General features: G+C 47.4%; 19 protein-coding genes. 10 read left to right on the top strand and 9 right to left on the bottom strand.

Annotated features, from left to right (window positions below; all coding sequences use genetic code 11):
* Positions 1–16 precede the first annotated feature (16 nt).
* Together MF542_RS00730 and MF542_RS00725 are read right to left on the bottom strand one after the other, a co-directional pair.
* A complete protein-coding gene (locus tag MF542_RS00730) occupies positions 17–739 on the bottom strand; it encodes a hypothetical protein (RefSeq protein ID WP_247014908.1) in 723 nt (240 codons plus the stop codon).
* A 129-nt stretch (positions 740–868) separates the two neighbouring features.
* Positions 869–2,524, bottom strand: coding sequence for an SUMF1/EgtB/PvdO family nonheme iron enzyme (locus MF542_RS00725; protein WP_247014906.1), 1,656 nt, complete (start codon positions 2,522–2,524; stop codon positions 869–871).
* A 171-nt stretch (positions 2,525–2,695) separates the two neighbouring features.
* Here MF542_RS00725 and MF542_RS00720 point away from each other — a divergent pair, with 171 nt between their 5' ends.
* The gene (locus MF542_RS00720; RefSeq protein WP_247015961.1) at positions 2,696–4,489 is read left to right on the top strand and encodes a winged helix-turn-helix domain-containing protein; all 1,794 of its coding nucleotides are present in this window, start codon (positions 2,696–2,698) and stop codon (positions 4,487–4,489) included.
* Here the strand turns inward: MF542_RS00720 and MF542_RS00715 are convergent.
* From MF542_RS00715 to MF542_RS00700, 4 genes are all read right to left on the bottom strand, one after another.
* Positions 4,470–4,907: a hypothetical protein gene (locus MF542_RS00715; RefSeq protein WP_247014903.1), complete on the bottom strand. Its 438-nt coding sequence runs from the start codon at positions 4,905–4,907 to the stop codon at positions 4,470–4,472. The genes MF542_RS00720 and MF542_RS00715 overlap by 20 nt on opposite strands.
* Positions 4,908–4,916: 9 nt before the next feature.
* Entirely contained in the window at positions 4,917–6,731 is a 1,815-nt protein-coding gene (glmS, locus tag MF542_RS00710; RefSeq protein WP_247014902.1) for a glutamine--fructose-6-phosphate transaminase (isomerizing), read from the bottom strand.
* Complete coding sequence (glmU, locus tag MF542_RS00705) at positions 6,731–8,095, bottom strand: bifunctional UDP-N-acetylglucosamine diphosphorylase/glucosamine-1-phosphate N-acetyltransferase GlmU (protein ID WP_247014900.1); 1,365 nt, start codon at positions 8,093–8,095, stop codon at positions 6,731–6,733. The genes glmS and glmU overlap by 1 nt, the downstream gene beginning before the upstream one ends.
* 100 nt (positions 8,096–8,195) lie before the next feature.
* Positions 8,196–9,035, bottom strand: a complete 840-nt coding sequence (locus tag MF542_RS00700) for a phytanoyl-CoA dioxygenase family protein (protein ID WP_247014898.1) — start codon at positions 9,033–9,035, stop codon at positions 8,196–8,198.
* Positions 9,036–9,517: 482 nt separating this feature from the next.
* Between MF542_RS00700 and MF542_RS00695 the strand changes: the two genes are divergently transcribed.
* Positions 9,518–10,648, top strand: a complete 1,131-nt coding sequence (locus MF542_RS00695; protein ID WP_247014896.1) for a sensor histidine kinase — start codon at positions 9,518–9,520, stop codon at positions 10,646–10,648.
* 117 nt (positions 10,649–10,765) lie between these two features.
* Positions 10,766–11,914, top strand: a complete 1,149-nt coding sequence (locus MF542_RS00690) for a sensor histidine kinase (RefSeq protein ID WP_247014894.1) — start codon at positions 10,766–10,768, stop codon at positions 11,912–11,914.
* Between the two features lie 59 nt (positions 11,915–11,973).
* On the opposite strand, the gene MF542_RS00685 is transcribed toward MF542_RS00690, so the two are convergent.
* The gene (locus MF542_RS00685; RefSeq protein ID WP_247014892.1) at positions 11,974–13,506 is read right to left on the bottom strand and encodes a S10 family peptidase; all 1,533 of its coding nucleotides are present in this window, start codon (positions 13,504–13,506) and stop codon (positions 11,974–11,976) included.
* Between the two features lie 149 nt (positions 13,507–13,655).
* Between MF542_RS00685 and MF542_RS00680 the strand changes: the two genes are divergently transcribed.
* On the top strand, positions 13,656–14,096 hold the full coding sequence (locus MF542_RS00680) for a nuclear transport factor 2 family protein (RefSeq protein WP_247014890.1): 441 nt from the start codon (positions 13,656–13,658) through the stop codon (positions 14,094–14,096).
* Here the strand turns inward: MF542_RS00680 and MF542_RS00675 are convergent, their stop codons facing one another.
* Complete coding sequence (locus MF542_RS00675; RefSeq protein WP_247014888.1) at positions 14,097–14,993, bottom strand: LysR family transcriptional regulator; 897 nt, start codon at positions 14,991–14,993, stop codon at positions 14,097–14,099.
* A gap of 171 nt (positions 14,994–15,164) precedes the next feature.
* Here MF542_RS00675 and MF542_RS00670 point away from each other — a divergent pair, with 171 nt between their 5' ends.
* The 6 genes from MF542_RS00670 (at position 15,165) to mmsB (ending at position 24,749) form a co-directional block, all read left to right on the top strand.
* Positions 15,165–16,670: a CoA-acylating methylmalonate-semialdehyde dehydrogenase gene (locus MF542_RS00670; protein ID WP_247014886.1), complete on the top strand. Its 1,506-nt coding sequence runs from the start codon at positions 15,165–15,167 to the stop codon at positions 16,668–16,670.
* 140 nt (positions 16,671–16,810) lie between these two features.
* Positions 16,811–19,615, top strand: a complete 2,805-nt coding sequence (locus MF542_RS00665; protein ID WP_247014884.1) for a M16 family metallopeptidase — start codon at positions 16,811–16,813, stop codon at positions 19,613–19,615.
* A 92-nt stretch (positions 19,616–19,707) separates the two neighbouring features.
* Positions 19,708–21,627 (top strand): S9 family peptidase, encoded by a 1,920-nt coding sequence (locus MF542_RS00660; RefSeq protein ID WP_247014882.1) that lies wholly within the window; start codon positions 19,708–19,710, stop codon positions 21,625–21,627.
* Positions 21,628–21,655: 28 nt separating this feature from the next.
* A complete protein-coding gene (locus MF542_RS17740) occupies positions 21,656–22,795 on the top strand; it encodes an acyl-CoA dehydrogenase family protein (RefSeq protein ID WP_247014880.1) in 1,140 nt (379 codons plus the stop codon).
* 4 nt (positions 22,796–22,799) lie between these two features.
* Positions 22,800–23,852: an enoyl-CoA hydratase/isomerase family protein gene (locus MF542_RS00650; protein ID WP_247014878.1), complete on the top strand. Its 1,053-nt coding sequence runs from the start codon at positions 22,800–22,802 to the stop codon at positions 23,850–23,852.
* A 15-nt stretch (positions 23,853–23,867) separates the two neighbouring features.
* Positions 23,868–24,749: a 3-hydroxyisobutyrate dehydrogenase gene (mmsB, locus tag MF542_RS00645; protein WP_247014876.1), complete on the top strand. Its 882-nt coding sequence runs from the start codon at positions 23,868–23,870 to the stop codon at positions 24,747–24,749.
* A gap of 54 nt (positions 24,750–24,803) precedes the next feature.
* Here mmsB and MF542_RS00640 read toward each other — a convergent pair whose 3' ends face one another.
* Positions 24,804–25,523, bottom strand: a complete 720-nt coding sequence (locus MF542_RS00640; protein WP_247014874.1) for a response regulator transcription factor — start codon at positions 25,521–25,523, stop codon at positions 24,804–24,806.
* Positions 25,524–25,657: the final 134 nt, after the last annotated feature.

The following is a 25,657-nucleotide window of genomic DNA, read 5'->3' as shown; positions in this document are numbered from 1 at the left end:
AAACTAAGATGGCGCCTTAGAAGTTCCATTTCAGCTGAAACTGCACAACTGATTCAGTGATGCCTTCTATGCCAAATTTATTATGCCAATACTGTAATTCGATGCCAGTGAATAGCTTGCCTGGTCTTTCAAAAAATAGGGCACCGGTATCTACCAGAAGCCTTGGAATAATAAGCTGGTTGGCGCGGGTATGGCCTTCACTGCCTGCGAAATCTGCTACACCTTCGGTTAGGAAGGAGATATTTCCTATTTTAAAAGGGAGGTTCCAGACTGCCGTAATTTGGTGTGTGCTACCGGGTAAGTCCGGGTTGTCTCGGATATAGGCAATAAGGCGAAGGAAATTGAAGCCGGGAACATCAATATCTGTGGAAAGACCATAGAGATAGCGCGGGTTTTTGCCTTTAGGAAGTTCAAGCGAGCCTGCGAGATATAGATCACTGAAAGGGCCAAGCTTCAGCTTTGACTCTGTCATTTTGTTGAAGCTTAGGCGGAGAATACCTTCTGTATAGTGGCTGAAATCACCACCGTTTGGGAAGGATAAATCAGAAAAGGCGAAGAAATTACCATATTTGAAGGCGTTGGCATATTCGAGTGTGATGATATGCCGTTCATTGGGACCAAGCTCAAAGTTATTTCCGTACAGATACTGGATATTAGGAGCGTGGAACTTAAAAAAATCATCTGCTCGAACAGTGATAGAGGATACTAGCAACACAAGAACAACGAGGAAAACTTTCATCGGGTGTGACCTTGGCTAACGGTTTCTAAACCAAGGATACAGGAGGAAAGTAAACACTCTCTTGCTTGAAAGGGGGCTGAGAGCGCGACGCGAGCAGAGCGACCGCGCTCTCATACTTGAGATCAACTGTTAACTGATTTTGGCGAAACCAATCCAGTTTAGTTTCCAGTTAGTATCAAGCGACCTTATTTGAAGGTGATGCCTACCTGCTGTCAACCTTATTGTATCTCCCGGTTGGGTCTTCCATTTCCAATACCCGCCAGTGTTGAGTATTTTGCTGGTAGTTAGCTTCTTGCCATCAAGCCATAATTCAAAGCCTTTACCGTCACGTATGCTTGCTACACGGTGAGATAATTCGAACGTTCCAGCTTCTTGAATATCTACTTGATAATCTAATACAGCGTTTTCGCCGATACCGCCGCGGCCAGTGACACCAGCTGTCAGCCGGTGCTCATCGTGGGAATAAGCAGGGGTGGTGCCTTCTGCCTTACTGAAATGCTCGGCTTCCAGGCGGTTGGTAAGAGGAATCCAGCCGCCTTTGGTGATAACAGAATTGCTGTAGTCGCCCTGTCGGTTTTCCTGGACTGCAACTACACGGTATTCATAAATGTGTGGTGCCGCGTTTGCGTCCCGGAAAACAGGCTTCATAAGATTATCAGCAATCAAACGGAAACGCCCACCTTCGAAGAAGTTTCGGTAAACACGATAAGTGTGCAGGCCTTCACCAGTAACTGCATCCCAGCTGAGAGTTACCATATTTTCATTTTGGTCTAGTTTGAGGTTTTGAACAGTTGCCGGATATGCAGGTGTTGCCGCATAACGTTTTTTCGCACGGGTTTGTTCCGCAGCCAGTTCAGTTTCAAAGAGCTGAGTTTCGGCCGTTTTCGCAGGTGCTTCGCCATCCAGTGCAAGGCGGAAGCCTTCTATACCGCCAACAAAATCAGTAAAGCCAGCGCGGTGGGTTAGAGGGTTAGCTTTCCAGTGCCAGCTGTTACCGCGCACCACACGGCGTTCACATGTGCCATCTGTTCGAGCGCTTCCATCTGCGGGCGCATCTTCATAGTTGGGGTGATAACAATCTGCCAGAAATTCAAACACATTGCTGATCATATTATAGAGGCCAAATTGATTGGGCTTATAAGTGCCCACGATGGCAGTGAAACCTTCATGGTCAACACAGTTGAATTTACCGCCCGCGAAATTCACATAGCTTGTGTTTGTCGAGCGCTGGAGGAAGTTTTCACCAGCTAAATCTGATGTGTTTGCATAAGCGCATATTTCAGTGCCGTCTGGATCATCACCAAAATGAAATTTGGTGCGAGCACCGCCAAGAGCTGCATATTCCCATTCCGCTTCTGATGGCAGGCGATAAGGTTTTCCGGTTTCTTTTGCAATCCATTCTGCATAAGCATTTGCGCCTTTCCAGCCAATGCATACAACAGGCATATATTCACTGCGGGTTGGGAAATTACTGTCCCAACTGCCTTCTGAAAAAGGCTTCATCCAGTCATCTACCTCGTGGCGGCAGTTTTGTGGGGCATCATAATTTGTGGCTTCCACAAAGCGCCGGTATTCTTTCACCGTTACTTCGTAAATCCCCATGCTGAATGTTTTCAGGTTAACTGTGTGAACGGGTTTTGTCGTTTCCTGATCTTCACTGCCCATTTCAAATATAGCTGCGGGGATAGTTACCATAATCGGTTCGATAGGTTCCTGCGCCTGCGCACTGATGCCGCCAAGCAGGGCAGCTGCTGCTAGCGGGATGTATTTTGTTATTTTCTGCATACTCATTTCCTTGCTGTACGTAACTCTGGCGCGAAGCATGGTGAGCAAACCGTTGGAAATCTTATTGAAATTCTTAAAAATACAGAAAATAGAAAAATGATAGAAAAATATCGGGTGAAATCTATAGTGTGGCCCAGCCCGGTTTGAGGAAGTGTAAGGCGATTGAATAAGATGGTTTTGTTTGGGGATTTCAGATTTGATGAAAAGCAGAAAGTGCTTTTTAAATTTGGTAAACCTGTATCGCTTACGCAAAAGCAAACTGAACTTTTGGCACTTTTTATCAGTGAGCCGCAAACCATTTTCAGCAAGGAAGATATTCTTGATAAGGTGTGGGAAGGGCGCGCCGTATCAGAACAGGTGGTTTTCCAGAATATCAGCAAGCTGCGCAACGTGATCGCCAGCGATGCTATCAAAACTTTCTCAAAGCGCGGGTATCAGTGGCAAATTCCTTTTGATGAAGAAAAACCATCAGGTACACCTCCGCTTCCACGAAAAAAGAAAATCTGGTTTCCGTATATCTGGGGGCTTTCGTTAATCAGTATAATTTTTGTGTTTTTCTTTTCCCAGTCAGATAGCGCAGAGAAGGTATTCACAGAAAACATCAATTTCATTCCAATCATGGAACGGCATGAAGGGTTGATGACTGATGAAGTACAAACCATAAATCAGCGCCTGTCTGAGATTGCTCATACAGTTGAAGCTGATGATATTTCCGCCATACAATTTCTGAATTCTTCATTCATTGAACGATCAAAATTGCAGCTTGATAATGATGGCTTGTTAATGTCTGGCATGCTTCGCCAGAAGACTGGAAAATATATACTTTCGTATCGCATTCAGGGGGCATACAGGAATTGGGAAGCTCTTGTTATTGCATCGTCTCCGAAAGAACTTGCTGAAGCAGCAGCGCTACAAATTCAGCGGATCACCGTATCCAAATATTTCAGCCTTGAAGATGAGGCATTAGTTACATCAGAACTTGAGCTTTTGCATAGTGAGAACCCAGCGGATATTGATATATTAATTTCTCTCATCGGGCGGCATCTGGAAGAAGAAAATCAAGACGTAGCGGGTGCTTATATTGATGCCCTTCTTGGTATGGATGAAGTGCGAAAAGAGCCTGCCTACAAGGCTATTGGCTTTATGCTTAAAGGGAAACGCGCACTTGCACTAAGCCAGTTTGTGAATGCAGAGCCATATCTAAGGGAGGCTGCTGCTATCGCTTCCGGAGCTGATTTGCTTTTCATTCAGTCAGAAGTTTTGAAAGCATTGGCAGAGGTTGCTATCTCTGAGCGTAAGTATCCGGAGATTAAGCGTTTGCTTCTTGAAGCGGCATCTTTGGCCCGAATGGCGCAGGAACCCGTTAAGGAAGTGAGAGCATACACGCTCCTTTCCATTATGGCAGGCAAGCTGGCGCAGCATCAGGATAAATATGATTATCTCTATCAGGCGAAGCGTTTGATGCTGGATTACCGTTTTGATCGGTCACACTTTATGCTGGTGGATTATCATTTTGCTCTGTTTTCGGAAAATGTTGAAGAGCAGAAAAACTGGTACCGGCAAGCGTTGAAGAGGCCAGAAACACCGGAAAATGCATGGGTGCTTAAAAGTGCGGCTGATAACCTTGTAGAATTATTGATCAGTGAAAAGAACTGGGACGAAGCTTTTAATGTGTCTGAGCAGGTAGAGCATGATGCCACCAGTCACAAACTCAAGGCTAATATCTATTTTGGGCAAAGGAATACTGAAAAAGCGCTGGCTGAAGCTGAGGCCGCGTTTAATATCGCTCGTGTAAGCGGTGATCGCTGGGTGGGTGTTTATGCCGCTCTTATGTTGCTTGAGCATGCTGTGACGGTGGGTGATGAGATTAAAGCAGCGGAATACAGGCAGTATTTTCAAAGTAATCTGAAGGGGCGTTGGAAAGGTTGGCGTAAGGAACAGCTCGCTACCCTTGGTGTGTCATAAAGTATGAAATTGATAATACGCCATTAAAGACCATCATTGTGAAATCAATGATAAAGATAAACAGCATCAGGCCCTTAAATACATTCCAAACACCTTCGCCGCGCTTGTTTGCAAGAGCGGTGGGTACATTTCCGGCAAACTGTGAACCATGGGCTACAGCATTTACCAAAAGTAAAATAGCCCACTGAATATCTTTATCAAAATCGCTGATAAATATCAGAAGTAGAATATTCAAAATTGAGAGCGCCAGGTTAAAACCGCCAAGAAACGGCCCGGTTGCGATAAGTGTTTGAAACACAGGAGTGTCTCGGTGTTCCTTGGGGACAATGATTTTTGCAAAAATTTCCCGGCGAATATGAAAAACATGAAAAGCTGAAGCAAACCACAAAGCGTTTAAGATAAGCACCAGCTTCAGCATAGTATCTTCCTATTCAACCGTTACTGATTTTGCCAAGTTTCTTGGCTGGTCCACATCCGTGCCTTTTTCAACTGCCACATGATACGAGAGCAACTGAACAGGCAGTGCGTAGATCAGAGGCGCAGCAAGTTCACCAGCGGACGGCATTTTAAGTTTTGCGAAGAAACCTTCCTGACCCTCTGTATCATCAGACAAAAGAACAACTTTGCCTTGGCGAGCCATGATCTCTTGCAGGTTGGAAACGGTTTTATCAATCAGGTCATCTTTTGGTGCAATGCCAATAACCGGTACGTTTTCATCAATGAGCGCGATAGGGCCGTGTTTCAATTCACCCGCCGCATAGCCTTCTGCGTGAATATAGCTGATTTCCTTAAGTTTCAGGGCACCTTCCATAGCGATAGGAAAATGGATGCCGCGGCCCACAAAAAGGATATCCTGTGCTGTTGCAATTTGGCGTGCGATATCGGCGATAGCATCATCATTATGTAGCACTTTCGCCATCAAGCTTGGTACATGCTCAAGCTCTGCTACATACTCTGCTTCTTCGGATGCAGATAGTTTGCCTTTGGCCGCTGCCAGTTTGATGGAAAAGGCCGCCAGTACCGAAAGTTGGCAAGTGAAAGCCTTGGTACTAGCCACACCAATTTCGGGCCCCGCATAAATCGGGAATACCACATCGGCTTCACGGGCCATGGATGAACCAAGCACGTTCACAAGTGCCATAACATGCTGCCCAGCCGCTTTTGCGTGCTTAAGTGCCGCGAGTGTATCGGCGGTCTCGCCAGACTGGGAGATGAAAATGGCCAAGCCGCCATCAGGGTAAACTGGGTCGCGATAACGGAATTCCGACGCAATATCCACTTCAACCGGCACACGCGCCAGCTTCTCAATCCAGTAGCGCGCAACCTGAGCTGCATAAAAGCTGGTGCCACATGCGATGAGCGTTACCTTTGTAAGCCCTGCCAGATCAAATGGTATTTCCGGTAGCTTCACAGTCCCGGCGTTCGGGTCCAGGTACCTGCCGAGTGCTTGCGCCACTACTGTTGGCTGTTCGAATATCTCTTTTTGCATAAAGTGGCGGTGGTTGCCTTTATCCACCATGGTGTGCGCCACTTGGCTTACGCTTACAGGACGGTTTACTGCACTGCCATCCGCTTTGAAAACCTCTACAGAAGAATGTGTGATTTCAGCCCAGTCACCTTCTTCCAGATAGATAAGTTTGTTGGTGAGGCTCGCAAGCGCCATAGCGTCTGAGCCGAAATAGTTTTCACCGTCACCGATACCCACCACAAGTGGGCTACCGACACGAGCACCATACATCAGATCATCTTCACCACGGATGAGTACGCAAAGGGCAAAAGCCCCTTCAAGCCGGGAAACGGTTTTTTGGAATGCAGCACGCACTTCCATGCCGTCTTTCAGATATTCCGTTAGAAGCCTAGCTACAACTTCAGTATCCGTTTCACCTTCGAAATGAATACCTTTGGCGAGGAGTTCATCCTTAAGCGGTTTGAAGTTCTCAATGATGCCGTTATGAACAATAGCAACCCTGTCTGTCATATGTGGGTGGGCATTGGCTTCTGTGGGTTCGCCGTGTGTGGCCCAGCGTGTGTGACCAATACCTGTATTGCCTGTAAGTGGATGGTCTCGGAGAGCCTTTTCAAGATTAACGAGTTTTCCGGGCGCGCGCGTGCGGTTCAATTCACTCTTTTCAAGGGTTGCAATACCTGCGCTATCATAACCCCGATATTCAAGCCTGCGGAGACTTTCCAGAATGCGAGGGGTAGCAGGGGAAGTGCCTAGAATACCAACAATACCGCACATTATTTTTTCCCCTTCTGAGCTGCTTTTTTAGCAGCCTTTTCTTCTCTGAAGTTAGCGGCAAATTCCGGAATACCCCGTTGTCGGCCACGTGCCACTGCAAGGCTGTCTACCTCAACATCTTTGGTGATAATACTACCGGCACCAACAATGGCGCCATCACCAATAGTGACAGGGGCAACCAATGCTGAGTTTGAGCCAATGAAAGCGCCTGCACCGATAGAGGTTTTATATTTCAGAAAACCGTCATAATTACAGGTGATAGTGCCTGCGCCGATGTTGGCATCCGCACCAATTTCTGCATCCCCGAGGTATGTCAGGTGGCTTACCTTCACGCCTTCATGCAATTTGGTTTTTTTAATCTCTACGAAATTACCGATTTTGGAACCTTCACCAATATCAGCAGCAGGGCGTAAGCGCGCAAATGGTCCAATAGAGCTGTTTGCCCGAACATGGGCACCTTCAATATGGCTGTTTGCTTTTATGGTTACGCCGTTTTCGATAACTGAACCGGGGCCGAAGAAAACATTCGGTTCAATGGTAACGTCAAAGCCTAGCTTGGTATCGTGGCTGAAATAAACCGTATCAGGATCAGTCATTGTAACACCGCCATCAAGGGCTTGCTTGCGCCACTTTTTCTGCATGGCCAACTCAGCGCGGGCTAAATCTTCACGGCTGTTAATGCCAAGAACATCATCTTCTGAAGCTTCAACAACAGCTACATCAAAGCCGTCTTTCCGGGCAAATTCCACTAGATCTGTCAGGTAATATTCGCCAGCGGCATTATCGTTTGAAAGTTGATGCAGCCATTTCTTCGCATGCGAGCCGCTGATAAGCATCATACCGCTGTTACAAAGCGTGATGGCGCGTTCTTGTTCTGAGGCATCTTTGAATTCAACAATACGTTCTAATTTACCGTCTGTACTGGTGACAAGGCGGCCGTATTTCGCGGCATCTTCAGGGCGAAAGCCTAAAACGGTTAAGCCGTTTCCAACTTCAGACCCGCCTTTTGCGATCATTTCTTCCATCACAGAAAGTGGGATGAAAGGGACATCACCAAACAGGATGATAACATCACCACTGAAACCTTCAGGCAGGCTATCCACGGCAATACGTGCGGCATGGCCTGTGCCTAATTGTTCTGTTTGTTCAACGAAGTCAGCACCTGAAACGGCGTTCATCAATTGCTCTTTGCCGGCGCCGACAACCAGTATGTTTTCAACTGGATCAAGCTTATTTACAGTATCAAGCAGGTACATCAGCATTGGCTTGCCGCCCACACTGTGCAGCACTTTATGTGTGCTGGATTTCATGCGGGTGCCTTTACCTGCGGCGAGTATGATAGCTGCAAAGTTGCTGGTGCTCATGAAATAACGCCATCCCTAATTTCTTAAATAATGCGTGTACCTTAACGGGTTTAAGACGAATGTTCGAAAGAAAAATGGTGTTATTGTGCAAATATAGTGGCTATTTCAGCATTTCTTCTTCGGAAATAAGATGCCAGCTGGGTTTGCTGCCTTTTGCGGCCGCTTTCTTATCTTTCCGGTGAAGGAAAGCAGTCATCACTTTATGTTTGATGTGCGGTACAAACGGTATGTTAAAGCCCGGGTAAGGATTGAATGGATTATGCCTGCTGTAGGCCCAAATCTCCAGGCGGTTTGCACCAGCCTGTGCCTGACCACGCCCGTGAAAGCCGTTGGTGTTTGCTATCACAAGTGTGCCCGCTTTTGCGGTTAGGCCTTTAGGGGATGGTAAACCCATTTCTTCTAAATCTTCAGGGCCAGCTCTGAGGGAGCCTTTTTCTGAGTATTTATCATTCATTTTGGCGGCACCTGTGGATTTACGGTACTCCCACTTAAGACGCGCCGAGGTGCATTTGCTGGAGCCCGGTACATAGGTGAAGGGACCCATCTCCTCTGTAACATCCTCAAGGAAAAGCCATGCTTTCATCGTTGGATGAAATGTATCAGAATGCATGTTTTTCTGTGGGTCAGCCTTTTCCTGCCTGAAGCCGTTCCTGATACGCTGGATATATAGCATCGGCAGGGTAGCTTTGGCTCCCGTATAGGAGAGATAGTTTCTGAATTCCGTGTTTTCAGTTATGGCTTTAAGGGTTGGGGCCTTGCTGAGAGTATCTCTATCCAGAAGAAAGCGTTGAGTGGCTGTATCACCTTGGGTCATTTGCCGAACTTCACCCTTGTAGGCGGCGATTTCTTCCCTGATTGTGGCTACCTCTTCAGTTGTTATGAAATCTTCTATCGCGATAAAACCATCCGCATGAAAAGATTTGCGGTATGTTTTGGGCATCAAGCCCCTTAAGAGGAACCAGCGGATGTGGATGGCGCCTTGTGCGAGGAGTATTCTGCCTACATGTAAACCAAGCGTATTTAAAACCCTGGAGCCTAATATTGGATTCGCTTTGAAATTCTTGGCCTGGGTGCCAACTTCAAAAAGCCAGATCGGCCACATATGAACTTTAAATAGATTATACATATTAAGGTTTAGAGGTTTTCGCTAATAATGTCGACGAGCATACTTTTGACAGAAAAAAATACATGATCAAGCAATAGTTGCTGGTTTTATAAGGATATTTTCTGATATCCTATTTATCTGGTTCTCAGTGGTTTTCAGTTAGTACTGTGTTGCAAGTTTTTAGTCGGGGGCAACATATGTGGATTAACACTGATTAAGGTGATTTTGTGCAATATCTGCACCCTGAATTACTGGTCTTTATTTGTATAACGATAATTCCTATCGTTCTGCTGCATCACTACAAGCATATCAAACATATGGATAAGGGATTTATCTATATTTTTGCTGGTTGTATTTTCCTTAGCTTGTCTTCCGGTCTTGATTACGCAGATACCTATATCGATGTGGTGAAAAACTGGATCAGAAACGACATTGACCAACGCTTGTATCGCAGCGGTATTGTGATTTTTGGATATTTCCCGGGCATCGTTCTGATGGGGTTGGGGTTCAGAAATTGGCTCGCGCTAACCTTTCGGCTTGAGGAAGAAATCAAGCAGCGCAGTGAAATTGAGCAAGAACTGAAAGAACTTGCAAAAAGTAATGAAGAAATGGCGGAAAAAGCGAAAGCAGCAAACCGTGCCAAAAGTGATTTCCTCGCCAATATGAGCCACGAACTGAGAACGCCTCTTAATGCTATTATTGGGTTTTCAGAATTGATGGCCAGTGAAGTTTTCGGGAAGCTGGGAGCACCGCAATATAAAGAATATCTGGATATGGTGCACCGAAGTGGAAGCCACCTTCTTGATATTATTAATGATATTCTGGATCTTTCTAATATTGAAGTTGGCCGCATGCAGATGGTGGAGGAGGTTTTTTGCCTTAGTAAGCTGGTGCGTGACTGTGTGAAATTGCTTGATCCCATTATCCTGAAAGCAGGGCTGCAGACAGAGATATCTTTGAAGGAAGGGCTTATTGTTAAAGCAGACAGGCGTATGGTTCAGCAGATGGTCTTGAACCTCATATCTAATGCCATCAAGTTTACAGACCCCGGCGGGAAAGTAACAGTGGCTACACTGCCGATGCCTGATGATAGCTGTGCCTTTATGGTAAAGGATACAGGGTGCGGCATGAGCGAGGCCGAGGTTGTGCATGTGGTTCGGCCTTTTAACCAGCTTGAGGGCGCTATGACCCGTAGCCACGAAGGCGCGGGCCTCGGTCTTACGCTGGTGAAAACATTCGCCGAACTTCATGGTGGCGACATGTTCCTTGAATCTCTTAAAAATAGAGGCACATCCGTATGCCTGAAGTTTCCGCCCAGCCGTATGGTGCAACCTTCAAGTTTGGAGGCTTCAGCAAAATTAGAGACTTCCGCAGAAGCATATGACGAGCTAAGCTCCTATCAGCGGGTAACGGAAAATCCGGAAGATAAGTTTCAGGAGAATTTATAATCTCTGTGGGGTGAAGCTTATGAATATGTGCTGAGTATTATTTTTCTGAGTATTTAACGGGTTGTTTTAAGTATTTTAGTGTATTTTTAAGTTATTGAACAAATATGGGGTTTTCTATTGCATCCTGATTTGCTGATATTTTTAGGCATTTCCATCGTCCCTGTGCTTATTTTGGCACGTTACCGACGTGTTATGCGTCTTGATCGTGGTGTATATTTCATTCTTGTTGGTACAGCGCTTCTTAGTCTGGCAGCTCTTGTAGATTATCTTGAAGAAACGCTTCTTGAACCTTTTATGCTGATGATGGCGGATAAAGGGGAATGGAACCTGCTTGTCGCAGTGCTTGGGTATATCCCTGGTGTTTTCTTAACAGGTCTTGGGCTTTCAAGATGGTTTCATGTAACCCTCAAGCTGGAAAGCGAAATTAAAAAGCGTGAACGTGCGGAAGAGAGCCTGAAACGTCGCAGTGAACAGCTTAAGGAAGCGTTGGTTGCCGCGAGTGAAGCCAATCAGGCAAAGAGCGAATTTCTGGCGAAAATGAGCCACGAACTTAGAACGCCTCTAAATGCTATTATCGGCTTTTCTGAAGTAATGAATAATAAAGTGTACGGCAGTCTTGAAGTGCCTGAATATGCTGAATACGCCGAACATATTCATGAAAGCGGCAAGCTTCTTCTTGGTATCATTAATGATATTCTTGATTTAGCAAAGGTAGAAGCTGGGCAGATAACTATCACTGAGGAAGCGTTCTTTCTCCGGTCGCTCGTAACGGATTGCTTGCCAATTGTGCAGGCCAGAGCTAGCGAACAGGGGATTTATTTTGTCTCTAAAACAGAAGATGATCTTGTGCTGTGGGCCGATAAGCGCATCGTAAAACAGATGCTTCTTAACCTGCTTTCTAATGCGATTAAGTTTTCCCAGAAGGGTGGCGAAATTCTCGTTAAATCCTATGCGCGAACGGATGGTAGCCATGTGCTTGAGGTGTTCGACCACGGCGTTGGTATGACCAACGAAGAGATTGATTTAGCACTGGAGCCATTTTCGCAGGCGCAAGCTTCAAAAGTATATGGTGATAATGCGGGTGCTGGGCTTGGACTGGCGCTGGTGAATACTTTTATGGGGCTTCATGATGGCACTGTGGAACTTACATCCAAGAAGGGAAGAGGAACGCATGCACGCCTTATATTCCCTGCGTCCAGAGCTGTTAAACCATCTGATGATGATAGCCTTAATCATTCAATTATGGAAGATTTCCGGGCAAGTTAAAGCCCGCTCTGCGAAATGCAAAGCGGGCTTCATATTTTAACATTCAGCGAGTGATATCTTTATTCGTATTTCTTGATGAAATCGCGGATATCATTCAGGAATTTAAGGCGGCTTGGCTCATGCACATACATCATGTGGCCTGCTTCGTAATATGTGTATTCCACGCGGTCTTTGACAATATCTACTTCCGCCAGTGCGTTTTCTGCACCAAAGAAAGGTGTTGCGAAATCATAATATCCGCTGGTTACGAGAACACCCATATCCTTGTTGCGGCGCATAGCTTTGCCAAGGTACGGGATCACATTCACGAAACGACCGCCGTTCGGCACGCTTTTGCCCCATACGTTCCAGTTCCATTTCCAGCCTTTAGAAGCGCGCGCCGACATATTGTAAATGCGGCGACCAAGTTCCGGCTTTGAGAAGTCAACGCCCATAAAGTCAGTCAGGTGGCTGTTAATCGCTACATTGAAAGCATTGCCAGATGCATAGGCAAACGGGTCGCCCGAGAAAAACTCACCCGCGGCATCAGGTTCTTCACCCAGATAGCGGCTATCAAGGCGGCCAACCACTTTGCCTTCGTCGCGCATCAGTTCTTTGAAGAAACGGAAGACGTGAATACGCATGTTTGTGTTTTTCAGATATTGCTTTTTCAGGCCTGTGTATGCATGCAATTTATCAATGATTGCTTGTTCTTGCGCTGTGCTCAGACGATTACCTTGAATAAGTGCTTGGGCATATTCGCCCGCAGCAAATTCGCGCACTTCATTAAGGAAAGCTTCAAGGTTGGCAGGTTTGTTAGGTAGTTTGTTATGATACCAGGCCGTTGCGGCATAACTTGGCAGGAAGGAAACATAGCTCATGATGCTGCCATCCTGAATGCGACTGTTTTGGTAATCTAGAACAGCGGAGATCAGCATAATACCGTTCAGGCCAATATTGTGACGATTGGTAAGTTCATCCGCAAGAACAGCAGAACGCACAGTGCCGTAACTTTCGCCCGCAATGAACTTGGGGCTGTTCCAGCGGTTGTTGTTCTGAACCCACTGGCGGATAAAGCGTGCAACAGATTTACCGTCCTCCAGCACACCCCAGTGTTTCTGTGGATTGTTATCACCAAGCGAGCGGCTCATGCCGGTGCCGATTGGGTCAATGAAAACCAGATCAGTAGCATCCAGCACTGTTTCAGGGTTATCCATCACTTTGTATGGGGCTGCGCCGTCATCATCCGGATCGCTAGGGATAACTGCGCGCTTTGGGCCAAATACACCCATATGCAGCCACATGGAAGCAGAGCCCGGGCCCCCGTTGAACACAAATGTGACCGGGCGCGTGGACGGGTCTTTCGCATCCTTTTTAATATATTCATAAGCAAAGAAAGTGGCGTCAGCCTCGCCGTTTTCCATATAAGTGAATGTATCACCCGCGATGGTGCGGTAGTTAATCTTTTTGCCGCCAAAAGTGCCAGATTTTTCAGTGGTGAAAACCTGTGGTTCTTTCACTGGTGGATTGGCGTATTTCTTTTTGTCATCTGCAAGCGCAGAGCCAGCCAGAAGCACAGCTGAAAGCGCTGCGCCTGTAATAAATTTCTTCATGAGAACCCTCCCTATAACCGTGATAAAATTGGTAACGCGAATAGAGCGGTGGGCAAAGTAAAGTTTTTTTGTGCAAATGACAGTATAGGGTTGTTTGTTAAATTTTGTAATGTTATGTCGTAACAAATAAAGGATAAGGCAGATATACTATGGCCCATGTCACGACAGTTTTTTCCGCCGCAATGCTGCTTTGGGCTGGTGTGCCAGATGAAGCAGCAATCAAACGCGCAGCTCTTGATTATATTGAAAGTCAGCACAAACCAAACCCAAGCCAGATGGCAGGCGCGCTGCATGATGAGCTAAAGAAGCGTACTTATTGGCGGGATAAAAACGGCAAACCGTTTGTAATGGAAACATCGAAGGAAACCATGCTCCGTGTTGCTGAAACCTATAACGCTGATGGCAAAGGTTTTCCGGCACAGCCGAAAAAGATCATTGAGATACTGGACATGGACCAAAATGTTGCTTCAGTAAAGCTTACGGCGGATGACTGGATTGACTATATGCATTTGATGAAAGTGGATGGTGAATGGAAAATTATCAACGTTCTCTGGCAAATGCATGATACCACTAAACAGCAGAGCAAATAACTAACGCTCACCCACTAAAGTTCTGCGTTCGCTGGCGATAAGGGCTGTTAGGAAATCTCGCATTTTGATTAGGTGCGGGCGTTCAGCCAGTTCCGCGTGCATCGTCAACCACAATTCCCTGATCACACTTATCTCTCGCGGTAGTACGGTTGTAAGTGATTTCATTCTGTCAGCGACAAAGCACGGCAATAGTGCAATGCCGAGCCCGGCTTCAGCCGCGTGGGCTTGGCCTGTCACGCTGGTGGTGCGGAAGATAATGTTGGGCTCGGTGATAGCTTTATCCAGCATCTGGAGTTCAGGAACAGGAAGCAAATCATCCACATACCAGATGAACTGGTGTTGCTGTAGATCAGTAAGTCGCACAATGGGCGGGTGTTTCTGGAGGTAAGCTGGAGCCGCATAGAGCCGCAGTCGGTAATCCCCTAGTTTTTCGCTGACCACGCGACCGTGTTGGGGTTTTGCGAGCACAATCGCCGCATCCGCTTCCCGTTTGGTGAGCGATAAATGGCGTGTTTCGGCGACCAGCTCAAGCGCGATGCCGGGGTTATGCGCATGGAAGCTCTGCATGTGCCGCGCAAGAAATTGGCTGCCCACAGCTTCTGGGGACGCAAGACGAATGGTGCCTATGGGGCCAGTGCTTTCCGGCGTGATATCATGAAGAAGTTCTAGTGAACTGGCTTCAAGTTTTTCGGCATGCGTGAGCAGACGCCTACCGTCATCAGATAGCTTGTAGGCGCGGTTTTCACGTTCAAACAGATTGACACCAAGTTCTTCTTCAAGCGCTTTGATGCGCCGCGCAACTGTGGTGTGGTCTACCCCAAGCCTGAGCGCTGCGGAGGATAATTTACCTCGGCGAGCAAGCTCTAGAAAATAGCGGATATCGTTCCAGTCAAACATAATGATAGTTCTATAACAGTTTGTGCAAAAATGCACAATGAATGGTGCAAAACTTCTCAGTGACATGCATTTATGCAGGGTATAGGCTGCTTGCTGAATTTGGGAGGGTAGGGCTAAACCTTAAGCATGTGTTGGTTTTGGTTGGCTCTCCACAGTCAGAAAGAGGTTAGTATGTACGAGTGTCATCATTATATGGCTGGCGAGAAGGTGGAAGGCACCTCTGGTCGTTTTGGTCCTATCTTTAATCCGTCCACTGGTGAGCAGATTGGTAAAGTTGCTCTTGCTTCAAAAGCGGAAGTAGAAAAAGCAATTGAAACAGCAGAGAAGGCATTCCCAATGTGGTCTGCAACGTCTGTTGTGAAGCGCGCTCGCGTTATCCAGAACCTTGTGCATGTTCTTTATAAGCGCAAGGATGAGCTTGCTGAGGCGCTTTCGCGTGAACACGGTAAAGTATTCTCAGATGCGCAGGGTGATGTGCAGCGCGGCCTTGAGGTTGCTGAATTTGCGCAGGGTATCCCGCACCTGATTAAAGGCGAGTTCAACGATAACGTATCAACTGGTATTGATATGTATTCTATGCGTAAGCCGCTTGGTGTTGTTGCTGGTATCACGCCGTTTAACTTCCCAGCGATGATCCCACTATGGATGAGCTGTATGGCAATTGCATGTGGTAACACATATGTGCTGAAGCCATCTGAAAAAGACCCAACAGTTCCAATGCTAATTGCAGATTGCTGGAAAGAAGCTGGCCTTCCAGACGGCGTGTTTAACGTTGTGAACGGTGATAAAGAAGCAGTGGATACTGTGTGTACAGATCCGCGCGTGAAAGCTGTTTCCTTCGTTGGTTCAACACCAATTGCACAGTATGTTTACGCAACATCAACAGCAAATGGCAAACGTTGTCAGGCTATGGGCGGCGCGAAAAACCACATGGTTATCATGCCTGATGCTGATCTTGATCAGGTTGCTGATGCCCTTATTGGTGCGGCATATGGTTCAGCGGGCGAGCGCTGCATGGCGATCTCTGTAGCTGTGTGTGTGGGTGATGAAGTTGCCGACAAGCTTGTGAAGATGCTGAAGCCACGTGTTGAAGCGCTGAAAATCGGCCACTCAATGGATGCTGAAGCAGAAATGGGCCCACTTGTAACAGCTGAGCATATGGCGAAAGTTAAAGGCTATCTTGATCTTGCTGAGCAAGAAGGCGCAACTGTTGTTGTTGATGGTCGTGATTTCAAAAATGATCAGGAAGGCTATGAGAACGGTTACTATCTTGGTGGTTCCTTGTTCGATAACGTAACCCCTGAAATGCGCACCTACAAAGAAGAGATTTTTGGCCCGACGCTTCAGATCATGCGTGCTAAATCTTTTGATGAAGCCGCTGAACTACCAACAATCCACGAGTTTGGTAATGGTACAACGATCTTCACCCGTGATGGTGATACAGCACGCGAATATGTAAACCGCGTTGAAGTTGGTATGGTTGGCGTGAATGTGCCGATCCCTGTGCCGCTTGCGTTCCACACATTTGGCGGCTGGAAAAACTCTGCCTTTGGTGACATCAACCAGCACGGCATGGAAGGCGTACGTTTCTATACAAAAACAAAAACAGTAACGTCACGCTGGCCAACGGGCATTCGTTCGGGTGCAGAGTTTGTAATTCCGACACTTAATAGCTAAATTGTATTTTACCCGGTAGCCGAGGCTGCCGGGTACTTATTTTAGCGCATACAGAAAAACTGTAAGGTATTTCTGTTTTGCTAGACTAGGTAATGGGGGAATATATCCCCCTTATCACCATTAGCGGGGAGACAAGTCTAATGAAACTTAAAACAATTTTAATGGGCGCTGTTGCGCTTTCTGCGCTCGCTGCATGCCAGCCAGAAGCGTCAAATACTACAGCAACTGCTGCCGAAGCTGTGGCCGAAACACGTACAGCTGGCCTCGATACTGAATTCCACCTTGGTTATGAAAAATTCACACTGGATAACGGCCTGCGCGTAATTGTGCATGAAGACCGCAAAGCGCCGATCGTATCCGTTGGTGTATGGTTCCATGTGGGTTCTAAAGATGAGCCAACAGGCAAAACTGGTTTTGCACACCTGTTTGAACACCTGATGTTCAACGGCTCTGAAAACTATGATGATGAATTCTTCAAGCCATTTGAAGCCGTAGGCGCAACAGCGATGAACGGTACAACATGGTTTGACCGTACAAACTATTTTGAAAATGTTCCAACACCCGCACTTGAAATGGCGCTGTGGATGGAAAGTGACCGGATGGGCCACCTGCTTGGCGCGGTAACGCAAGACAAGCTGGATGAGCAAATCGGTGTAGTACAAAACGAAAAACGCCAAGGCGATAATAACCCATACGGCCAGTATGAATACCGCCAGCTTGAGGGCCTTTTCCCTCCTGGTCACCCATACCGTCATTCCACAATCGGTTCTCTGGAAGATCTTTCAAACGCGTCTCTTGATGATGTGAAAAACTGGTTTAAAGAATATTACGGTGCAGCGAATACTGTTATTGTTCTTGCTGGTGATATTGATGTGGCAACAGCTAAGCCACTGATGGAAAAATACTTTGGTGATATCGCGGCGGGCCCAGCGCTTAAGCAGCATAAAGCATGGATTCCAACGCGCGCAAATAACACCATTGAAGAAATGGTTGATCCAACAGCACCGCAAACACGCATCGCGCGTAGCTGGGCTGTGGCAACGCGGAACGATAAAGACGCCTACATGCTGAACCTTGCTTCAGAAATTCTGGGCGGCGGTAAAAACTCACGTCTTTATCAGGCACTGATTTATAACAACCAATTGGCAACAAGCGTGAATGTGGGCATTAACCCGCTTGAGCTTGCTTCTATGTTTGAAATCACTGTTGATCTTAAGCCAGACGCAGATGAGAAAAAAGCAGAAGAACTGATCAACGCTGAACTTGAAAAGTTTTTCGCTGAAGGCCCAACGGATGATGAGTTGAAGCGTGCGAAAACAAGCATTCTTGCTAACCGTATCCGCGGTCTGGAACAGATTGGTGGTTTCGGTGGTAAAGGTACGGCGCTTGCGCAGGCTGAACTTTATTCCGGTGATGCTGGTTTCTATGTGAAAACATTGAACTGGATGAACATGGCGACAAAAGCAGAAGTGAAAAACGCTGCTGATCGCTGGCTGAGTGAAGGTTATTACCAAATCACAATGCGCCCACAACCGAAATATACAACAACCGCTTCAACAGTTGATCGTTCGACTGGCCTTCCAGATGTTGGTTCACTGCCTGATCTGACATTCCCTGAAATTCAGGAAGCAACGCTTTCAAACGGCATGAAGGTTGTCGTTGCAAACCGCCCAACAGTGCCGGTTGTAACAATGGCAATGCAGTTTGATGCTGGTTATGCAGCTGATGCTGGCCGCCCACTAGGTACATCAAGCTTCGCGCTTTCCATGATGGATGAAGGTACAGCAACACGTTCGTCGCTTGAAATTTCCGCGGAAGCAGAAAGCCTTGGTGCAAACATTGGTACTGGTTCAAACCTTGATATGAGCACAGTGAGCGTTTCTGCGCTTAAAGCAAACCTCGGTGAAACACTGGCGCTTGCCGCGGATATCGTTCGTAATCCAGCCTTTGATCAAGGCGAGATTGACCGTCTGAAACCGCGCTGGATCGCTGGTATTGGTCAGGAAAAAGCAAACCCTGTTCAGCTTGCACTGCGCACGCTGCCAGCAATGCTTTATGGTGATGGCCATGCATACAGTGTTCCTTACACAGGTTCCGGTACTGAAGATTCCATCGGTGGTATGACACGTGATGATCTGGTGAAATTCCACACTGATTGGATCCGCCCAGATAACGCGACAATCTTTATGGTTGGTGATATCACACTGGATGAAGCAACAGCAGAACTTGAAAAAACATTTGGCGATTGGGCTGCGCCAGCGTCGGCGGTTCCAACAAAGAACATTGGGGAAGCTGCACTGCCTGAAAATGCGCGTGTTATCATCATGGATAAGCCGGGCTCACCGCAGTCTCTTATCCTTGCGGGCCACCTGTTCCCTGCAACTGGTGATGAAAACAACATGAGCCAGCAGATGGCGACTGATATCCTTGGTGGTGAGTTCACATCCCGTGTGAACATGAACCTCCGTGAAGATAAAGGCTGGGCATACGGCGCTTATACTTTCACAACAGATGCTCGTGGTCAGCGTATGATGCTGGTTTATGCACCAGTACAAACGGATAAGACCAAAGAATCTATCGCTGAGCTTATGAAAGAGTTCGATGGTTACCTTGGTGATAACCCAGCAACCCAAGCAGAGCTTTCTCGTTTGATCGTGAAGAACACAAGCCAGATGCCAGGCCAGTACGAAACGGCTGGTGCGGTTCTTGGTAGCTTGCTTTCAAATGATCGTTTTGGTCGCGGCAATGATTATGTGCCAAGCCTGAAGGGCAAATATGAAGCACTGAATATCGATGCGATTAAAACGCAAGCTCAGGCAACAATGAAGCCGGGCCAGCTTACATGGTTGATTGTTGGTGATCGTGCAAACATCGAAGCAGGCATTAAAGAGCTTGGTATCGGTAATGTTGAAGTTTGGGACGCAAACGGCAACAAAATCGATTAATCGGTAATGCATAAAGAATTAAGCGGTGCTTCGGCGCCGCTTTTCTTAGTTGGGAGTTTGGGGATTATAGAGCTCGATCGGGGAGACATGAGATGAAACATTTTTTGAAAGTGCTGAGCGTATCGCTATTGGCATTAACCGCGCTAGCGGATGATCACACCAATTGGCCGTATCCTGAAGATACGCCAAAGGTATCACCGGTAGATGTTGGCTTGGCAGGTCAGATGCCTGCGGATATTACGCGTTTTCTTATGGTGCGCGGTGCGGGTGGCACAGCCCTTTCAAAAGATGGTAAATCTCTTGCTTTCACATCAAACGTAACTGGCTCCCCGCAGCTGTGGATTATGGATGCAGCAGGCGGCCAGCCAAAGCAGCTTACTTACGGTAACGGGGTTACTTTCTTCCGGTGGCACCCTGATGGTGAACACCTGATTTACGGTGCGGATAACAACGGTGATGAGCGCGAAGCTTATTACATGATGAAACGGGATGGCCTTTCAGAACGTCAGTTAATGCCGTTTTCTGATGCTTTCCGCCGTTTCGGTAGCTTCTCCTCTGATGGCAGTAAATTCTCGTTTGCATCCACTGAACGTAATGGCCGTGATTTTGATATTTACGAAGCTGATACAGCAACGGGTGAAAGCCGTTTATTGTTTCAGGCTGAGTTCGGTTATTTCCCAGCGAGTTATCAGCCAAATGGTGACCATTTGATTATCACCCAAACGGTGGGTGAAGACGCAAATAATGTATTCCTTTTGAATACAAAAAACAAAGAACTGAAAACGCTGTTTAAACCAGAGGTTTCTTCAGCTTATCAAGGGTTTGCTTGGGCTGCGGATGGTTCGCACTTCTATTATTCAACCAATCAGGACCGCGAATATACGGCGCTCGCGAAATATGATCTGGCAAGCGGCAAGGTTACCACCCTGTATGAAGGTGATCATGACGTTGAAGCCGTGCGCCTGAACGGCGATAAAACATATCTTTCGTGGCAAACTAACCATGGTGGTTATAGCAAGCTTCATGTGATGAACGTGAAGACAGGCAAGATGGTGAAAACTGCTGAACTACCAGACGGTGTGTACAGCACATCATGGAGCGAAGGTTCAAAACTTTCCGTTCGTATTTCTGCCTTTGACCGCCCGGGAGATGTATTTGTTTGGGATGTAAAATCCGGTGATGTAGAACAGGTTTATGCTTCTAATCTAGCGGGCCTTAATGCGGCAACGATGGTGAAGCCAGAGTCTATCACTTTTAAGGCGCGTGACGGCGTTACGGTTCAGGGCCTTCTCTATCTGCCGAAGGGTGTGAAGAAGCCCGCTGTTGTGGTGGATGTACACGGCGGGCCAACCGCACAGGCGCGCCCTGTATGGCTGGGCAGAACCCAGTATCTGGTTGGTAAAGGCATTGCTGTTCTAGATATCAATGTCCGCGGCTCCACAGGATTTGGTAAAACATACGCTCGCCTCGATAATATGGAAAAGCGCCGTGATAGCGTGCGGGATCTTGCTGATGCCATCGCATGGATGAAAGAAGATGGCCGTGTGGACGGTGACCGTGCTGCCGTTATGGGCGGTTCTTATGGCGGTTATATGGTGAATGCCGTTATGGGCCTTTACCCTGAAGCCTTTAAAGCTGGTGCTTCTTTTGTTGGTGTATCTAACTGGGTACGCGCGCTTGAAGAAGCTTCGCCGGGCCTTAAGGCGAGCGACCTTATTGAATATGGCGATATCCGTGAAGAAAAATGGCAGAAGTTTTATGCCGAGAATTCACCGATTAATAACGCGCACCGCATCAAGGCACCGATGTTCTTCGAGCATGGTGTGAATGATCCGCGTGATCCGGTTACAGAATCTGACCGCATGGTAAAAGTTATTAGAGATAATGGTTTTGAAGTGGAGTATCTGCGTTTCCCTGATGAAGGGCATTCAGTCCGCAAAATGAAAAACCGCATAACATATGGCCGCAGGCTTGCTGCTTTCCTTGAGAAGCATCTGGCTGCGGAAAAGTAATAAGTAAAAGTACTGAAGGGACACTAGAGTGGATTTTTCACTTAACGAAGATCAGCGTGCTATCCAGGAAATGGCGCGCAGCTTCACCGCTGATATGATCACCCCAAACGCGCATATTTGGGATGAAGAAAAGGTTTGGCCACGTGATGTGGCGAAAGCAGCGGGCGAGCTGGGTTTTGGCAGCATTTATATTAGTGAAGAAGCAGGTGGCTGCGCGCTAAGCCGCGTTGAATCTGTGCTGATTTTTGAACAGCTTTCACAAGGGTGTCCCTCAACTGCCGCGATGATTTCTATCCATAATATGGCTACATGGATGATTGATGAGTTTGGTACAGAAGGCCAACGCGACCGTTTCCTTGGTGACCTGACTACCCTTAACAAGCTTGCAAGTTATTGCCTTACAGAGCCGGGTGCTGGTTCTGATGCTGCAGCCCTTAAAACCAAGGCTGTTAAAGACGGTGACGAATATGTGCTGAATGGCGCCAAAGCCTTTATCTCAGGCGGCGGTGAAAGTGATGTTTATGTAGTGATGGCCCGCACTTCTGACGATGGCGCAAAAGGCATCAGCTGCTTTGTTGTTGAAAAAGACACACCGGGTCTATCCTTTGGTGCGCAGGAAAAGAAGCTGGGATGGCACAGCCAGCCAACCGCTGCTGTTATGTTTGATGATTGCCGCATTCCAGCAAGCAATCTTGTGGGTGCTGAAGGGCAGGGTTTCAAAATTGCGATGATGGGCCTTGATGGTGGCCGTCTTAATATCGGTGCTTGTTCTATCGGCGGTGCCCAGCGTGCACTGGATGAAGCTGTAGCTTACACAAAAGACCGCAAGCAGTTTGGCCGTTCAATCGCTGATTTTCAGGCAACCCAGTTCAAACTCGCTGATATGGCAACAGAGCTTGAGGCAGCTCGCTTACTTCTTTATGCAGCTGCGCAGAAGGTTTCAAACAAAGCGCCAGATGCTGCATCAGCTGCTGCGATGGCAAAACGTTTTGCCACTGACACAGGCTTTGATGTGGTGAATAACGCACTGCAGCTTCATGGTGGTTACGGCTACCTGCAGGATTACCCGATCGAACGCATTCTGCGCGATCTTCGTGTGCACCAAATCCTTGAAGGTACAAACGAGATTATGCGCGTTGTTATCAGCCGGGCACTATTGAAGGATTAAGAGTATGAGTGACGCAGAAGTATTATTTGAAACCCGCGGCAATATCGGCCTGATAACGCTTAACCGCCCGAAAGCGCTGAATAGCTTAACTGGCGGCATGGCAACGCTTATCAAAGCACAGCTTGCTGATTGGGCAACCAAGCCCTCTGTTCATGCGGTTGTGGTTGTGGGTGCTGGCGAGAAAGCATTCTGTGCTGGCGGCGATGTTGTGAAGGTTTGCAAATCTTATCAAGCTGGCACAGAAGAGTGGCGTGAATTCTTCCATGAAGAATATCTGATGAATGTAGCCATTGATGAATTCCCGAAACCATACATCAGCTTTGTTGATGGGATTACGATGGGCGGCGGCGTTGGCGTTTCTATCCCCGGGGATTTCTGGGTGGCGTCTGAGAAAACGCTTTTCGCAATGCCTGAAACAGGCCTTGGTTTGTTCCCTGATGTTGGTGGTGGCTGGTTCCTGCCGCGCCTTCCGGGTGAAACGGGTATGTTCCTTGCGCTTACGGGCGCGCGTCTTAAGGCGGCTGATCTATATGCGCTTGGTATCGCAAGCCATGTGGTGGCAAGCGATAAGGTTGATGGGGTAATTGATGCACTCGCTGCGGCTGAGATTAAAGATAATGATGATGCGGCGGAAGTGCTTGCGAAGTTCCATGCTGACCCGGAGCCTGCACCGCTTTCACCACACTTTGATGATATTGATGATCACTTCGATGGTACATCCGTTGAAGCCATCATGGAAAGCCTCAAAGCGGATGAAGGTGAATGGGCACAGAAGCAGTTTAAAATCCTGTCCGGTAAATCACCAACCAGCATGAAGGTAACATACGAGCAGCTTAAACGCGGGCAGGGTATGGAAACTTTCCGCGAGAACATGAAAATGGAATACCGGATTGTGTGTAACACGATGAAGGGGAATGATTTCTTCGAAGGTGTTCGTGCGATCTTGCTTGATAAAGATAACGCGCCAGTGTGGCAACCTGCGAACCTCGCTGATGTAAGCGAAGCGGCCGTGGAAGCACATTTTGAAAGCCTCGGCGACAAAGAAATAGAACTATAAAAGGGATTTGGGATTATGAGTATCGTTGCGTTTATTGGCCTTGGAAATATGGGCCTGCCGATGGCGAAAAACCTGTTGGGTGCTGGGCACACTGTACGCGGGTTTGATCTGTCTGAAGAAGTACGTGCTGCATGCACTGAAGCAGGTGGTATTGCTTGCGCGGCCGTTACTGAAGCAGTTGAAGGTGCGGATGTGGTTATCACTATGTTGCCGTCAGGTGCGATTGTTAAATCTGTTTACGGTGAAGTGTTTACGGCAGCAAAGGCTGGCGCGCTTTTCATTGATAGCTCAACAATTGATGTGGCAACAGCGCGTGAAGTTGCAAGTGAGGCTGCTGATAAAGGCTTTACAATGGTTGATGCGCCGGTTTCTGGTGGTGTTGGCGGCGCGGCTGCTGGCACGCTTGCTTTTATGGTGGGCGGTACTGAGGAAGCTTTCAAATCTGCTGAGCCAATCCTTGATCCAATGGGAGCAAAGATTGTGCATTGCGGCCAGTCCGGTAATGGGCAAGCGGCGAAGGCCTGTAATAACATGTTGCTGGCGATTTCTATGATTGGTGTGTCTGAAGCTTTTAATCTTGGCCGTTCGCTTGGCCTTGATGATCAAACCTTCTTCGATGTGGCATCAAACGCATCTGGTCAGTGTTGGTCTTTAACGAGCTATTGCCCAGTACCTGGCCCAGTTGAAACATCACCAGCGAATAAGGATTATAATCCAGGCTTTGCAACTGCACTGATGCTGAAAGACTTGCGTCTTGCAATGGAGGCCGCGGGTAGCACTGGTGCCAATACACCGCTTGGTAAGTTAAGTGAAGAGATTTACACAGCTATGAATGATGCTGGTAACGGTGGCGTGGATTTCTCAGGCGTTATCAAACACCTATCGGGCGACCTGTAAACAGATCGCCTCAATAAGCGAGAATAAAATGAAGAGGGGCTTTCGGGCCCCTTTTTATATGGCAGAGGCTCGGTATTCCGGGCTAGGTGTACCGTTTGGGCCCATTGGCTTGCCTGAAGCACCGTAGCGGATAACTGCTTGAGTACGGTTGGAAACACCAAGCACTTTAAAGATAGAATGCATATGTGCTTTCACTGTACCTTCTGCGATATTAAGGCGTGCTGCGATTTCTTTGTTTGGAAGACCATCAGCTGCCATCGCTAAAATTTGTTTTTGGCGGTAGGATAGGCGGTTCAGGTCTACGCCTTCATTGGCCGTTGTCGCTGGGATGTTTTCTTGGAAACGGCTGAAATCGTTCGATGATGTTGCGTGTAGATTCGGCGCTTTTACCTTGCCGTAATGGCCAGCAGTACTGTCAGTTGGCAGGCGCATAGCGCGGCGAACTGTTGTGATCATAGTATTTACAGATGCTGTACGCGGCACAGTTAGTGTGCCCATCCAGCGGCTTTCAGGAACATGTGTATCATTGGCAACTGTTACAATTGCAATTCCTGGATACAGGCGGCGAATAAGTTTAACCCAGTCTTCTCCCTGCTTGGAAAGGCTGTCTGGGTGCAGAATGATCAATGACAGATCGGTATGAGCAGCTGTTTTTGCCAAAAACTCATGTTCTGAACCTGCCTCTATAATATCTGTGAATGATGCTGAAACTGCGACCACCTCCCTGAGAGAGAGTCTGAAGATTTCTTCGCTGTCGACGATTAGTGCTTTCATTTTTATCCTCGCTTATACTAAATCGGTTTGTCGTGTTGTTATGAACCGAAACCCACTGTGTGGAAGTGTTATTATATGTGGTGTTTATTACCCAAACTTCCATAGTTTCACCATAGCCTAACTGAAAGTTGAAC

The sequence above is a fragment of the Kordiimonas laminariae genome, from assembly GCF_023008165.1.
GTDB classification, from domain to species: Bacteria; Pseudomonadota; Alphaproteobacteria; order Sphingomonadales; family Kordiimonadaceae; genus Kordiimonas; species Kordiimonas laminariae.
This window is presented reverse-complemented; position numbering and strand designations above follow the sequence as displayed.

Excerpts from the sequence above, each read along its gene's own strand:
- MF542_RS00730 (WP_247014908.1), bottom strand. The coding sequence starts at position 739 with ATGAAAGTTTTCCTCGTTGTTCTTGTGTTGCTAGTATCCTCTATCACT.
- MF542_RS00725 (WP_247014906.1), bottom strand. The coding sequence starts at position 2,524 with ATGCAGAAAATAACAAAATACATCCCGCTAGCAGCAGCTGCCCTGCTT.
- MF542_RS00720 (WP_247015961.1), top strand. The coding sequence starts at position 2,696 with ATGGTTTTGTTTGGGGATTTCAGATTTGATGAAAAGCAGAAAGTGCTT.
- MF542_RS00715 (WP_247014903.1), bottom strand. The coding sequence starts at position 4,907 with ATGCTGAAGCTGGTGCTTATCTTAAACGCTTTGTGGTTTGCTTCAGCT.
- glmS (WP_247014902.1), bottom strand. The coding sequence starts at position 6,731 with ATGTGCGGTATTGTTGGTATTCTAGGCACTTCCCCTGCTACCCCTCGC.
- glmU (WP_247014900.1), bottom strand. The coding sequence starts at position 8,095 with ATGAGCACCAGCAACTTTGCAGCTATCATACTCGCCGCAGGTAAAGGC.
- MF542_RS00700 (WP_247014898.1), bottom strand. The coding sequence starts at position 9,035 with ATGCCCAAAACATACCGCAAATCTTTTCATGCGGATGGTTTTATCGCG.
- MF542_RS00695 (WP_247014896.1), top strand. The coding sequence starts at position 9,518 with ATGGATAAGGGATTTATCTATATTTTTGCTGGTTGTATTTTCCTTAGC.
- MF542_RS00685 (WP_247014892.1), bottom strand. The coding sequence starts at position 13,506 with ATGAAGAAATTTATTACAGGCGCAGCGCTTTCAGCTGTGCTTCTGGCT.
- MF542_RS00680 (WP_247014890.1), top strand. The coding sequence starts at position 13,656 with ATGGCCCATGTCACGACAGTTTTTTCCGCCGCAATGCTGCTTTGGGCT.
- MF542_RS00675 (WP_247014888.1), bottom strand. The coding sequence starts at position 14,993 with ATGTTTGACTGGAACGATATCCGCTATTTTCTAGAGCTTGCTCGCCGA.
- MF542_RS00670 (WP_247014886.1), top strand. The coding sequence starts at position 15,165 with ATGTACGAGTGTCATCATTATATGGCTGGCGAGAAGGTGGAAGGCACC.
- MF542_RS00665 (WP_247014884.1), top strand. The coding sequence starts at position 16,811 with ATGAAACTTAAAACAATTTTAATGGGCGCTGTTGCGCTTTCTGCGCTC.
- MF542_RS00660 (WP_247014882.1), top strand. The coding sequence starts at position 19,708 with ATGAAACATTTTTTGAAAGTGCTGAGCGTATCGCTATTGGCATTAACC.
- MF542_RS00650 (WP_247014878.1), top strand. The coding sequence starts at position 22,800 with ATGAGTGACGCAGAAGTATTATTTGAAACCCGCGGCAATATCGGCCTG.
- mmsB (WP_247014876.1), top strand. The coding sequence starts at position 23,868 with ATGAGTATCGTTGCGTTTATTGGCCTTGGAAATATGGGCCTGCCGATG.
- MF542_RS00640 (WP_247014874.1), bottom strand. The coding sequence starts at position 25,523 with ATGAAAGCACTAATCGTCGACAGCGAAGAAATCTTCAGACTCTCTCTC.